Consider the following 13,269-nt stretch of genomic DNA (forward strand, 5'->3'; position numbering starts at 1 on the left):
GCAGCCCCTTTCTCGAAAAGGTGCGGTCCGGTGGCGGTAAGTGAGGTGGTACCGCGGTGCCGGTGTTGTCGAAAGACAGTTGTTGTCAAAAGACAGTGCAGGGGCCGTCCTCGCATCCTGAATGAATACATGTGTTCACCAGCTCAACCCAGGATGTCGAGATGACTTATTACCCCAAGGCCGCCGCCGCAGGCGCCGGCTCCACCACCTCCGCTTCCCACACCTCTGGTGTTCCGGCCTCCGTGAAGTTCCCGGAGATCGAAGAGCGCATCCTCAAATACTGGGACCAGGACGGCACCTTCCAGGCCAGCATCGACCAGCGCGATGCTGGCAAAGACGGCAGCAACGAATTCGTCTTCTACGACGGTCCGCCCTTCGCCAACGGCCTGCCGCACTACGGCCATCTCCTGACCGGCTACGCCAAAGACCTCGTGGGCCGCTACCAGACCCAGCGCGGCCGACGCGTCGAGCGACGCTTCGGCTGGGACACGCACGGCCTTCCCGCCGAGCTGGAAGCCATGAAGCAGCTTGGCATGACGGACAAGACCCAGATCGAGGCCATGGGCATCGACAAGTTCAACGACGCCTGCCGCGCCTCCGTCATGAAGTACGCCGACGAGTGGAAGAGCTACGTCACCCGCCAGGCGCGCTGGGTGGACTTCGAGAACGACTACAAGACGCTCAACGTCGAGTACATGGAGTCCGTGCTGTGGGCTTTCAAGCAGCTCCACGAAAAGGGCCTCACGTACAACGGCTACCGCGTCCTGCCGTACTGCTGGAAGGACGAGACGCCGCTGTCCAACCATGAGCTGCGCATGGACGACGACGTCTACAAGAACCGCCAGGACCAGACCGTCACGGTCACGTTCCCCATCACGGCGGGTGAATCGGAGCTGTCGCGGCAGCTCGCCGGGGTGCAGGCGCTCGCCTGGACCACCACGCCCTGGACGCTGCCCACGAACCTGGCGCTCGCCGTCGGGCCCGACATCAGCTACGTGGTCCTGCCGGCCGGCCCGCACGGGATCAAGGCCGCGGCAGCCGAAGCGCCCGTCACGGGCAGCTTCCTGCTCGCCGCTGACCTCCTTGGCGCCTACGCCAAGGACCTCGGCTACGGTGACGGGGCCGAGGGCGCCGCCGCCGCGGAAGCCGCCATCACCTCCCGCCACACCGGCGCCGAGCTCGACGGCCTGAGCTACGAGCCGCTCTGGGACTACTTCCACGACGCCGAAAAGTACGGCACCGAGAACGCCTGGCGCTTCCTCGAGGCCGACTACGTCACCACCACCGACGGCACCGGCATCGTCCACCAGGCACCGGCCTACGGCGAAGACGACCAGAAAATCTGTGAAGAGGCCGGCATCCCGGTGGTCCTCTCGGTCGACGAAGGCGCCAAATTCCTCCCGCTCTTCGGCCACGGCGACCTCGCCGAAATCGCCGGGCTGCAGGTGTTCGAGGCCAACAAGCCCATCACCCAGGTGCTCCGCGCCCAGGGCCGCCTGGTCCGCCAGGCCAGCTACGAGCACAGCTACCCGCACTGCTGGCGCTGCCGCAACCCGCTGATCTACCGCGCGGTGTCCTCCTGGTACGTCGAGGTCACCAAGTTCAAGGACCGCATGTCCGAGCTCAACCAGGACATCAACTGGATCCCGGGCAACGTCAAGGACGGCCAGTTCGGCAAGTGGCTCGCCAACGCCCGCGACTGGTCCATCAGCCGCAACCGCTACTGGGGCAGCCCCATCCCGGTCTGGCAGTCCACGGACCCCGACTACCCCCGCACCGACGTCTACGGCTCCCTGGCCGAGATCGAAGCCGACTTCGGCCGCCTGCCGCTGAACAAGGCCGGCCAGGTGGACCTGCACCGACCCTTCATCGATGAGCTGACCCGCCCGAACCCGGATGACCCCCGCACCCCGGAGGAGGGCCAGTCCGTCATGCGCCGGGTCGAGGACGTCCTGGACGTCTGGTTCGACTCCGGGTCCATGCCCTACGGCCAGGTGCACTACCCGTTCCAGAACGAGGAATGGTTCGACACCCACAACCCGGCGGACTTCATCGTCGAGTACATCGGCCAGACCCGCGGCTGGTTCTACATGCTGCACATCCTCTCCACCGCGCTGTTCGACCGCCCGGCCTTCCGCAACGTCATCAGCCACGGCATCGTGCTGGGCTCGGACGGGCAGAAGATGTCCAAGAGCCTGCGCAACTACCCGGACGTCTCCGAGGTCCTGGACCGCGACGGCTCCGACGCCATGCGCTGGTTCCTGATGTCCAGCCCCATCCTGCGCGGCGGCAACCTTGTGGTCACCGAGCAAGGCATCCGCGACGGCGTCCGCCAGGTCATCCTGCCGCTGTGGAACGTGTACAGCTTCTTCACGCTGTACACGAACGCTTCCAACGGCGGGACAGGGTATGACGCCAAGCTCCGCTATGACGGCTACGCCGACACCCTGGACCAGTACCTCATGGCCAACACCGGGGACCTCGTCCGGAACATGACCGCCCAGCTGGACAGCTACGACATCTCCGGCGCCTGCGACGAACTGCGCAGCTACCTTGACATGCTCACCAACTGGTACGTCCGCCGCAGCCGCCAGCGCTTCTTCGACGAGAGCGTTGATGCCTTCGACGCGCTCTACACCGCACTGGAAACCGTCTCCCGCGTGGCCGCGTCCCTGCTGCCGCTGGTTTCCGAGGAGATCTGGCGAGGCCTCACCGGGGGGCGCTCCGTGCACCTGGCCGACTGGCCGGACGCCGGACTGTTCCCGGCCAACCCGGGACTGGTCGAAGCGATGGACCGTGTGCAGCAGATCTGCTCCACCGGCTCCTCGCTGCGCAAGGCCGCGAACCTGCGCGTGCGCCTGCCGTTGCAGGAACTCACGGTCGTGGCTCCCGGCGCGGACGCGCTGGGAGGCTTTGCCGCCGTCGTCGCCGATGAACTGAACCTGCGCTCGGTCCGCCTGCTCGACGCCGATGCCGCCTCCCCGGAGGAGTTCGGCATCGAGCAGAAGCTCGTGGTCAACGCCCGGGCCGCCGGCCCGCGCCTGGGCAAGAACGTCCAGCAGGCCATCAAGGGCTCCAAGTCCGGTGACTGGTCGGTCAGCGAAGCCGGGGTGGTCACCGCCGGCGGCCTCGAGCTCGAGCCGCAGGAATACACCCTGGAAACCGTCGTGGCTGAAGCCGCGGAGGGAACCGGAGCTGGTCCTGCCACAAGGGCCGCCGCAGTGCTTCCCGGCGGCGGGTTCGTGGTCCTGAACACCGAGGTCACCCCGGAACTGGAGGCCGAGGGCCTGGCACGCGACATGGTCCGCGCCATCCAGCAGGCCCGCAAGGACGCCGGACTCAATGTCAGCGACCGGATCAGCACCTCCGTCACGGCCAAGCAGGACGTCGTCGAAGCCCTGCTGGCCAACGCGGCGCTGGTCAAGACCGAAACCCTGACCATCGAGCTGGAAACTGTGACGGCCGACATCAAGGAACCGCTGGTCAGTGTTGCAAAGAAAGTTGGGGCCTAAACCATGACCGACGAATTCTCCGTAGAAAGCGTCTACGCCGAGCTGCTGGGCCGGGCGCCGGAAAACAAGATGGAACCTCGGCTCGCCCCGCTGCACCGTGCCATGGAAATCCTGGGGGAGCCGAACAAGGCGTTCCCGATCATCCACGTCACCGGCACCAACGGCAAGACGTCCACGGCCCGGATGATCGAGGCCGGGCTGCGGGCCCACGGCCTGAGCACGGGCCGGTACACGAGCCCGCACCTGTCCAAGGTCACCGAACGGATCAGCATCGACGGCGCCCCGGTGCCGGATGAGACGTTCGTCCGGATCTGGGACGAGATCCGGCCCTACCTGCAGATCGTGGACAGCGAACTCGAGGCGGCGGGCCAGCCCCGGCTGACCTACTTCGAGTGCCTGACCATCTTGGGCTTCGCGGTCTTCGCCGACCAGCCGGTCAACGTCGCGGTGATCGAAGTGGGCCTCGGCGGCATCACCGACGCCACGAACGTCGGCGACGGCCAGGTGGCCGTGGTCACCCCGATCTCCCTGGACCACACCGATTTGCTGGGCGACACCACCGGGGACATCGCCTTTGAGAAAGCCGGCATCATCAAGCCCGGCGGCTTCCTCATCAGCGCGGCGCAGCCCGTCGACGCGGCCCAGGTCCTCCTGGAGAAGGCCAAGGAGGTCAACGTGCCGTTCCGCTTCGAGGGCGTGGAGTTCGGCGTTGAATCCCGCACCGTCGCGGTGGGCGGCCAGATGGTCACCATCCAGGGCATCGCCGGCCGCTACGAGGACCTGCTGGTGCCGCTGCACGGCGCGCACCAGGCCGAGAACGCCGCCGTCGCAATTGCCGCGCTGGAAGCGTTCTTCGGCGGGGAGAAGGCGATCGACGCCGAGATCCTGCAGGAGGCCTTTGCCTCTGTCACGTCCCCGGGGCGGCTCGAGGTGGTCCGCACCTCACCGACCATCATCGTGGACGCGGCGCACAACCCGGAGGGCATCCGGGTCTCCGCCGAGGCCATCCACGAGGCCTTCAACTTCACCAAGCTGGTGGTGGTGGTTGGCGTGCTGCGGGAAAAGGACGCCGAGGAGATCCTGCGCCAGCTCAAGGAATCCCTGGGCGGCCTGGCCACCGAATACTGCTTCACCGAGTCCAACTCGCCCCGCGCCGTCCCGGCCGAGGACCTGGCTGAGGTCGCCATTGATCTTGGCTTCGGCGAGGACAACATCCATGTCGCTGCAAAGCTCGACGACGCCATCGAATGGGCCGTGGAACGCGCCGAAGCCGATGACGAACTCGCCGGCGGCGTCCTGGTGACCGGGTCCATCACGCTCGTCGCGGACGCCCGCATCCTGCTCGGAAAGGCGGACGCGTAAGCGATGGCGAAACTCACCAAAGCCCAGCGCGAATGGCGTCCGGGCATGCCCAAGAAGCGGCGTTCCACGAAGGTCATGTTCGCCTCCACGGTCCTGTTGCTGGAAGCTTTCGTGGTGCTCTTCGGAACACTGGCCGTCTTTGGCCTGCACCGGAACGAATATCCTGCGGCCCTGGTCTTCTCCGTGGGGATCGGCCTGTGCCTGGTCTTCATCTTCACCTGCGCGGTCCTCTCCAAGCCGTGGGGAGTGGCCCTGGGCTGGATCCTGCAGCTCGTCCTGATACTGGGCGGCCTCGTGGAGCCTGCCATGTACCTCGTCGGCGCGCTCTTCGCCGTGGCCTGGTGGTACGGGGTCCGGACCGGCATCCGGATTGACCGGGAGGCCGCGCAGCGGGAGCGCGAGCAGGCTGAATGGGATGCGGCCCATCCCCAGGGCCCCGCGCCCGGCAACGGCGCCTGAACCAGCGACTGAACCTGCGCCCGGCGCTTGGGCCGCACCCCGTAGACTTGACCCGAACCCCACCCCAACACATTGGAGCAGCTGTGAGCATTGAGCGCACCCTCGTCCTGATCAAGCCCGACGGCGTCGCCCGCAACCTGTCCGGCGCCATCCTGAGCCGGATCGAAGCCAAGGGCTACACCCTGGCCGAGCTCAAGAAAGTCGATGCGAACCGCGAGCTGCTCGAGCAGCACTACGAGGAGCACGTCGGCAAGCCGTTCTACGAGCCGCTGGTTGAGTTCATGCTCAGCGGCCCGGTGGTCGCCGCAATCTTCGAGGGCCACCGCGTGATTGAGGGCTTCCGTATCCTCGCCGGGACCACGGACCCGACGACGGCGGCGCCCGGCACCATCCGCGGCGACTTCGGCCGCGACTGGGGCCTGAAGGTACAGCAGAACCTGGTCCACGGCTCGGATTCGGTGGAATCCGCCGAGCGCGAGATCAAGATCTGGTTCTAGGAATTTCCTGGACCCTCGCCTCACCGAGGTGACAGATAAGGCCAATGTTCACGCTGAACATTGGCCTTAACTGTTATCTCGCGGCGTTCGGGAGTGCTTAGTAGCCGGAGGTCCCGATGAAGACCTGGATGAAGGCGAAGAAGATTGTCGCGATGACGGCGACGTACAGCAGCGCCGTGATGATCCAGCCCGAGTCGCCGATCACCTTGGTGGGACCGGCGGGCAACGCGATCACCCCGTGGGAGATGTTGCGGACGCTCACCCAGACGAACAACGGGATCATCACGGCCCAGACGATCATGCAGAACGGGCAGAGGATGTGGATGGCGTACAGGGCCTGGGACCAGAGCCAGATAACGAACGCGAAGCCCAGCGTCACGCCCGCCTGCAGCCCCAGCCAGTACCACCGGGCGAATCTTGCGCCGGCCAGGATGCCCATGGCCGTGGTGATGATCACGGCGAAAGCCACGATGCCGATGAACATGTTCGGGAAGCCGAACACAGAACTCTGCGGCGTCTGCATGACCTGGCCGCAGGAGATCCACGGGTTCACGTCGCAGACCGTGACGTGGTTGGGGTCCTTCAGGACCTCCAGCTTCTCCAGCACCAGGGCGCCGGAAGCGAGCCAGCCAACGACGCCGGTGATCAGCAGGAGCCAGGCGAACGGGCGGTCGCGGGTCATCGTGGGAAGGGAGCGGTCCGCGGGCGCCGGGCCGGAACCCGGGTGCTGTACGGTCGCGTCACCGGCAGTGCTGGAGATGCTGGGCATGGAATATGAGTCCTTTGATCGTCTTGACCGTGTTCTTCTGGCCCGATTCTAACGCCGCAGGCTGGGCAGCGGCGGAGAACGGCCCCTGCCGCCCTGCCCAGCCGCTCCGAAAGCACTTCAGGCCCCGCCTACGCCAGCTTTGGCGGCTCCTGTGAGACAATGATCGTGGCTGGAACCCGATCCACATCCGGATTCCGGTCCGGCGATTTTGTTTCAAGACCGCCAATGATGAGCAGGGAGCTGCGGATCCTCTGATTCCAGCTGTCCCGCAATGCCATTGGACGGCACCTGGTTGTGGCGTGTAGGTCAACGGGTTCCAAAACAATCTCGCCGGCCCTCCAGGGCTGCCGCACCCCACTGCCGGTGCGAACCTGAGGGTATCCAATTGACTTCTGTCAATGCCTGCGGGTGTTGACGCATATTTGCCCCAACGGGCGCCGAATGTGGCGGCGCATCAGGGGCAGGAGTGTCGCCACAGATGGATAATGACCAGGTTGTAGCCGGTAACGAAGAACTAGTAGCCGCCGGGGAAGCAGAAGCAACTGCGGAAGCGGAAGCTCCGGCAGCGCCGAAGAGGGCCGTCCGGACCCGCCGGAAGGCGCCCGTCGCAAAGGTCAACGCCGCGGCCGCCGCGGAGGCCGTGGCTGAAGCCGCGGTGCTGGCCGAAGCGGCCGGCTCGGATGAGCCCGTCGCCGCGCGCCGCAAAGCAGCCGACGCCGAAACCGCCGTACCCGAAACTGCTGCCCCCGAAACTGCTGTAAAGGCGCCCGCACGGCGCACCCGTGCCCGCAAGCCTGTTGCCGACCCGGAACCGTTGCCTGCCTTCGCTGAAGAGCCCGAAGCCAACGCGCCTGCCGCGGCAGAGGCTCCCGAGGCGGCCGCTGCTTCCGACGACGCCGCCGTCACGGAGACGGCCACAGAGAAGGTCGCAGAGACGGCCCCAGAGAAGCCGGTCCGGCGCCGCGCCAGCCGTGCCAAGGCCGCACCGAAAGCCGAAGACGTACCCGCAGCAGCGGTCCCGGCCGAAGAAGCCGAGCCGGCAGAAGCCGCCACGGCGGCCGAACCTGCGCAAGCCCCCGCCGCGGCCCAGCCCGAAGAGCCGGAAGCCCTGCCCGAGGAAAGCCCGGCCACGTCGCTGTTCATGGAACCGGGTGCCCTCACTTCCGTGATCTTCCAGGCCCCCGACCTCAGCACCGTGGTGCGCCCGGTCCCCGTTGCCGCAGCAGCAGCGGAGCCCGAGGAGGAAGAAGGCGACGAGGACGAGGACGCCGGCAGCCGCCGTCGACGCCGCAGCCGTGGCCGGCGCGGGCGCACCCGTACGTCCGCCGAGTCCGACACCGAGTCCGAAGGCGCCGAGGACGAGGGCGACGAAGGTTCCGAGGCAACCCTTGAGGATGGCGTGACGTCGCGCCGCCGCCGCCGCCGTCGCCGCGGCGACCAGGACCTGGAACTGACCGGTGGGGAAGGCGACGATCCGCCCAACACGGTGACCCGCGTCCGTGCGCCGCGGGCCATGGCCGAGGCGCCGGTCAACAACCGCGTCACGTCCGTCAAGGGCTCCACCCGCCTGGAAGCCAAGAAGCAGCGACGCCGCGAATCCCGCGACACCGGCCGCCGCCGCACCGTCATCACCGAGGCCGAGTTCCTGGCCCGCCGCGAGTCCGTGGACCGCCAGATGATCGTCCGCCAGCGCGACGACAGAATCCAGATCGGGGTCCTCGAAGACGGCGTCCTGGCCGAACACTTTGTGTCCAAGACCCAGCAGGATTCCCTGATCGGCAACGTCTACCTGGGCAAGGTCCAGAACGTGCTGCCGTCCATGGAAGCCGCATTCGTGGACATCGGCCGCGGCCGCAACGCCGTGCTCTACGCCGGCGAAGTGAACTGGGAGTCCGTCAACCTCGAAGGCAAACAGCGCAGGATCGAGAACGCGCTGAAGTCCGGCGACTCCGTGCTGGTCCAGGTCACCAAGGACCCGGTCGGCCACAAGGGGGCCCGCCTCACCAGCCAGATCTCGCTGCCCGGCCGCTACCTTGTGTACGTGCCCGGCGGCTCCATGACCGGCATCTCCCGCAAGCTGCCCGACGTCGAGCGCAACCGCCTCAAGCGGATCCTCAAGGACCGCCTGCCTGAGGACGCGGGCGTCATTGTCCGCACCGCGGCCGAGGGTGCCTCCGAGGAAGAGCTGACGCACGACATCAACCGGCTCCGCGCGCAGTGGGAGGGCATCGAGAGCCAGTCGACGTCGACCAAAATCCTCGCCCCCGAGCTGCTCTACGGCGAACCTGACCTGACCATCAAGGTGGTCCGCGACGTCTTCAACGAGGACTTCTCCAAGCTGATCGTCTCCGGCGAGGAAGCCTGGGACACCATCGAGGCCTATGTCACCTACGTGGCACCGGACCTCGTGGGCCGGCTCGAGAAGTGGACCAAGGACACGGACATCTTCGCTGCCTGGCGCATCGACGAGCAGATCCACAAGGCCCTGGACCGGAAGGTCTTCCTGCCCTCCGGCGGTTCCCTCGTGATCGACCGCACCGAAGCCATGACCGTGGTGGACGTCAACACCGGCAAGTTCACCGGCTCCGGCGGCAACCTCGAGGAAACCGTCACCAAGAACAACCTGGAAGCGGCCGAGGAAGTCGTCCGGCAGCTGCGCCTGCGCGACATTGGCGGCATCATCGTGATCGACTTCATCGACATGGTGCTCGAATCCAACCGCGACCTCGTGCTGCGCCGCATGGTGGAGTGCCTGGGCCGGGACCGGACCAAGCACCAGGTGGCGGAGGTAACCTCGCTGGGCCTCGTGCAGATGACCCGCAAGCGGATGGGCACCGGGCTGCTGGAAGTCTTCGGCGAACAGTGCGAAACCTGCGCGGGCCGCGGCATCGTCACCCACGACGAGCCGGTGGAACACCGCCGCGCAAACACGGTTGCCGCGGAGCACTATGTGCCGCGCGCCGAGGCCCAGCCTGCTGCCCGCACGGAGCGCAAGAGCCGTCGCCGCGGCAGGGGAGGCCAAGGGCAGGAGACGGCACCGGCCGCACCCGCAGCCGTCCACGCCGAGCCCACCGAGGCCGAACGCCACGCGAAGGCTGAAGCCACCCGGGCCGCGCTGGCCAACATCGCCGCCGCGGCGCACGCCGCGCACCTGCACGACGGGGAGGCAGCCGCTGCCAGCGACGCCGGGGCCCGCAAGGCCGCCGTCGACGCCGTCACGCAGCTCGCGGCCGCCGAAGAGGCAGCCGGACGTCCCGCGACCGTGCTGACGTTTGGCGGTGAGCAGGTGGCCCTGCCGTTCGTCGAGCACGCCGAGGACACGCCGGAACCGGCCCTGACCCTGGACCTGCTGACCGAGGCCTTCGCCAACCTGGGCGACGCCGAGGCCGGCAAGCCGGCCGGGATGGACGCCGTCCAGGCCCCGCTCTCCGCGGCCACCGAGGCACCCGCAGCCGTGCGCACTGCGGAGGCACCGGCTTCGCGGACAGCGGACACCACGGCTCGTGGCCGCCGCGGGCGCCGCAACCGGAGCGCCAGCCGCGCCCAGGGCGCTGCGAACGAGACCTCCGTGGAGCATCGCGAGGCGACTAGGCCGGCCGCGGCCGGATCGGTTCACGAGGCCAAGGCACCCGCCGCGGCCAGGCCGGCGTCCATCCCGGCCGGCAACGAGCCGATCATTCTCGGCGTGGGCGTACCGGCGTCGGAGCTGTAGTCCGCCGCGACTGATCGCTTCCCCGACCGGTCCCGCTCCTGCGTTAACGGGGCAGCCCGGTGGCAACGGCTAGGCTGGAACACTGACACGGGGTGCCGCGCATCAGCCGGCTGAGATCCAGACCCGTTGAACCTGTCCGGTTAGCACCGGCGAAGGGATGTCTGACTTGTCCGCGAGATCGAATCAGTCCGAGTTTCTGCCCAGCGATTGTCAGCCGGCAGGGCCGTCCCCGTCCGTGCCGACCCCGTCCGCACCCCCGCGCATTCCCCGCGTGCTGGCCATCGCCGGCTCCGACCCCTCCGGCGGGGCCGGGATCCAGGCCGACCTGAAGAGCATCGCAGCGAACGGCGGCTACGGCATGGCCGCCATCACGGCCCTGACGGCCCAAAACACCCAGGGCGTGCGCGCCGTCCACGTGCCCCCGGCCGCGTTCCTCACGGCCCAGCTGGACGCCATCAGCGACGACATCGGCATCGACGCCGTCAAGATCGGCATGCTCGGCGACGCCGCGGTGATCGACGCCGTCCGCAGCTGGCTGGAAAAGGTGCGCCCCGACGTCGTCGTCCTGGACCCGGTGATGGTCGCCACCAGCGGCGACCGGCTCCTGCAGGAATCGGCCGAGGCCGCCCTGCAGGCCCTCCTGCCGCTGGCGGACCTCATCACGCCGAACCTCGCCGAACTCGCCATCCTGCTCAAAGAGCCCGCCGCGGCCGACTGGGCTGAGGCCTTGGCGCAGGGCAAACGACTGGCGGCCCTGACCGGCACCACCGTGCTGGTCAAAGGCGGGCACCTCAAGGACGGACACTCCCAGGGCGGCCAGCCCGGGGACGGACCCGTCGACGGCGGCGATGCCGCGGAGGGCGGGAACGGCGCGGGCGCCGGCTGCCCGGATGCATTGGTGAACACCGGGGGCCTGCTCGGCCGGGAAACGGTGGTGGTGCCGGGGGAGCGGATCGCCACGCGCAACAGCCACGGCACCGGCTGCTCCTTGTCCTCGGCCATGGCCACCGTGCAGGCCCGGGTGGGGGACTGGGAAGCGGCGTTGCGGGAGGTCAAGCCGTGGCTGCTGGGCGCGCTCCGCGAAGCCGCGGCCCTGGACGTCGGCTCCGGCAACGGTCCGGTCCATCACTTCCACCACATGCAGCAAACTGGCGATGTGCACGCCCTCAAAGACGACCAACGCGGCCAGGGCAGCCTCGACGGCCACGGTCCGGCGGAGGGCGAGTTCGCCGCTGCCTTGCGCGCAGGGGCCGCGGGCGATCTTGACGCCATCTACGCCCTGGACTTCATCCGCGGGCTGGCCGACGGGACCTTGCCCGAGCACGAGTTCGCGTACTACCTCGCCCAGGACGCCATCTACCTCAACGGCTACTCCCGGGTCCTGGCCCGTGCCGCCGCGATCGCCCCCACCGAGGCGGAGCAGCTGTTCTGGGCCCGTTCCGCACAGACCTGCCTGGAGGTCGAATCAGAGCTGCACCGTTCCTGGCTCAGCACCCGCCCCACTGCCCCCAACCTGGGCCCGGTGACGAAGTCGTACGTGGACCACTTGCTGGCCGCCTCGGTGGCCGGCAGCTACGCGATCCTCGTCGCGGCGGCGCTCCCATGCTTCTGGCTCTACGCCGAGGTCGGGGCCACCCTGCACCGGGAATTCCTTGCCGGCGGCGCCCCCGTGGCACACCCCTACGCCGACTGGCTGCGGACGTACGCCGATGAGGACTTCGCCGCCGCGACCCGGCAGGCCATCGCGTACACGGACACGGCGGCCCGACGGGCATCCGGGAGCGAGCGGGAGGCCATGGCCCTGGCTTTCCGGCAGTCATCGGGCTACGAAGTGGCCTTCTTCGACGCGCCGCGGCTGTACGCCTGACACGACCTGGCCCGCACAGCCGGTACGATGGTGGGGCACGGTTCCGGAAGTCGTTGCGGCAGCACAGCATCAAGACGGTCGAGATCACGGTCAAGAACATTGACACGGTCTTTGCTTCAAGACGTTGTGGCGCCTATCACGGACTACCAGCCGGAACCAGCCTCATTTGCGGCCGAAGGCAAAATTAGCGTATTCTAGATCTTCGGTGCTTACGCCAACACTTGGGTTATGACCCTGAGAACAGCCTGCTTGGAATTCCAAGTGGATTTGTTCCGGGGATAGCTCATGGGTTCCCCCGGGGAATCCACCGGCGTTGAGGCACAGCGTGAGCCGGTCCAAACAATTTGGCCCCAGGTTCCGCACGCAAATCTAGTAATAAACGTCGAGAGAAGTGAGTTCCCCAGTGGTGTACGCGATTGTCCGCGCAGGCGGCCGCCAAGAGAAGGTTTCCGTTGGAGACTTCGTTACCCTGAACCGCGTCCCCGGTGGAGCCGGCAGCACCTTTGAGTTGCCCGCACTGCTCCTGGTGGACGGTGACAAAGTCACGTCTGCTGCTGCGGACCTGGCCAAGGTAACGGTTACGGCTGAGATCCTCGAAGACCTTCGTGGTCCGAAGATCGTCATCCAGAAGTTCAAGAACAAGACCGGTTACAAGAAGCGTCAGGGCCACCGTCAGGAACTGACCAAGGTCAAGATCACCGGTATCAAGTAACTCTTCGTTACTGTTCAGGTTCCAGCAGATTCCCCAGAATTTTTTGAAGGCAGGCATTCCAAATGGCACATAAAAAAGGCGCGAGTTCCACTCGCAACGGTCGTGACTCCAACGCCCAGTACCTCGGCGTCAAGCGCTTCGGTGGCCAGGTAGTTTCCGCAGGCGAGATCATCGTCCGCCAGCGCGGCACCCACTTCCACCCGGGCGCCGGCGTCGGCCGCGGCGGGGACGACACCCTGTTCGCCCTGACCCCCGGTGCTGTCGAATTCGGCACCCGCCGTGGTCGCCGCGTTGTGAACATCGTGGCTGCTGCAGCTGCAGAGTAACAAAACGTTCTAAATCGGTGGGGCGGGCCATTAGGTCCGCTCCACCGGTGTTT

At 67.3% G+C, this 13,269-nt stretch carries 9 protein-coding genes and 1 riboswitch; of the genes, 8 read left to right on the forward strand and 1 reads right to left on the reverse strand.

All coding sequences use genetic code 11. The features are described 5' to 3' along the window. Positions 1-161: 161 nt before the first annotated feature. The 4 genes from ileS to ndk all read left to right on the forward strand — a co-directional run bounded on the left by ileS (position 162) and on the right by ndk (position 5,830). A complete protein-coding gene (gene ileS, locus AC1DR1_RS15245) occupies positions 162-3,512 on the forward strand; it encodes an isoleucine--tRNA ligase (RefSeq protein WP_476992839.1) in 3,351 nt (1,116 codons plus the stop codon). Between the two features lie 3 nt (positions 3,513-3,515). Further along, positions 3,516-4,874, forward strand: coding sequence for a bifunctional folylpolyglutamate synthase/dihydrofolate synthase (locus AC1DR1_RS15250; protein ID WP_229993373.1), 1,359 nt, complete (start codon positions 3,516-3,518; stop codon positions 4,872-4,874). Between the two features lie 3 nt (positions 4,875-4,877). Then, complete coding sequence (locus tag AC1DR1_RS15255) at positions 4,878-5,333, forward strand: DUF4233 domain-containing protein (protein ID WP_229993372.1); 456 nt, start codon at positions 4,878-4,880, stop codon at positions 5,331-5,333. 83 nt (positions 5,334-5,416) lie between these two features. Further along, complete coding sequence (gene ndk / locus AC1DR1_RS15260) at positions 5,417-5,830, forward strand: nucleoside-diphosphate kinase (protein ID WP_090578496.1); 414 nt, start codon at positions 5,417-5,419, stop codon at positions 5,828-5,830. A gap of 97 nt (positions 5,831-5,927) precedes the next feature. On the opposite strand, the gene AC1DR1_RS15265 is transcribed toward ndk, so the two are convergent. After that, positions 5,928-6,599, reverse strand: coding sequence for a vitamin K epoxide reductase family protein (locus AC1DR1_RS15265; protein ID WP_229993371.1), 672 nt, complete (start codon positions 6,597-6,599; stop codon positions 5,928-5,930). 478 nt (positions 6,600-7,077) lie between these two features. Between AC1DR1_RS15265 and AC1DR1_RS15270 the strand changes: the two genes are divergently transcribed. From AC1DR1_RS15270 to rpmA, 4 genes are all read left to right on the forward strand, one after another. Next, positions 7,078-10,311: an Rne/Rng family ribonuclease gene (locus tag AC1DR1_RS15270; protein WP_476992840.1), complete on the forward strand. Its 3,234-nt coding sequence runs from the start codon at positions 7,078-7,080 to the stop codon at positions 10,309-10,311. A gap of 78 nt (positions 10,312-10,389) precedes the next feature. Next, positions 10,390-10,486, forward strand: a riboswitch (TPP riboswitch). Next, on the forward strand, positions 10,469-12,178 hold the full coding sequence (locus AC1DR1_RS15275) for a bifunctional hydroxymethylpyrimidine kinase/phosphomethylpyrimidine kinase (RefSeq protein WP_476992841.1): 1,710 nt from the start codon (positions 10,469-10,471) through the stop codon (positions 12,176-12,178). (Overlaps the previous riboswitch by 18 nt.) Before the next feature lie 403 nt (positions 12,179-12,581). Further along, positions 12,582-12,890, forward strand: a complete 309-nt coding sequence (gene rplU, locus AC1DR1_RS15280) for a 50S ribosomal protein L21 (RefSeq protein WP_018773353.1) — start codon at positions 12,582-12,584, stop codon at positions 12,888-12,890. Positions 12,891-12,952: 62 nt separating this feature from the next. Next, entirely contained in the window at positions 12,953-13,216 is a 264-nt protein-coding gene (rpmA, locus tag AC1DR1_RS15285) for a 50S ribosomal protein L27 (protein WP_009372867.1), read from the forward strand. Positions 13,217-13,269: the final 53 nt, after the last annotated feature.

Source organism: Arthrobacter sp. P4_F10 (genome assembly GCF_056401435.1).

Coding starts and splice junctions, on each gene's coding strand:
- ileS (WP_476992839.1), top strand. CDS start 162: ATGACTTATTACCCCAAGGCCGCCGCCGCAGGCGCCGGCTCCACCACC.
- AC1DR1_RS15250 (WP_229993373.1), top strand. CDS start 3,516: ATGACCGACGAATTCTCCGTAGAAAGCGTCTACGCCGAGCTGCTGGGC.
- AC1DR1_RS15255 (WP_229993372.1), top strand. CDS start 4,878: ATGGCGAAACTCACCAAAGCCCAGCGCGAATGGCGTCCGGGCATGCCC.
- AC1DR1_RS15265 (WP_229993371.1), bottom strand. CDS start 6,599: ATGCCCAGCATCTCCAGCACTGCCGGTGACGCGACCGTACAGCACCCG.
- AC1DR1_RS15270 (WP_476992840.1), top strand. CDS start 7,078: ATGGATAATGACCAGGTTGTAGCCGGTAACGAAGAACTAGTAGCCGCC.
- AC1DR1_RS15275 (WP_476992841.1), top strand. CDS start 10,469: ATGTCTGACTTGTCCGCGAGATCGAATCAGTCCGAGTTTCTGCCCAGC.
- rpmA (WP_009372867.1), top strand. CDS start 12,953: ATGGCACATAAAAAAGGCGCGAGTTCCACTCGCAACGGTCGTGACTCC.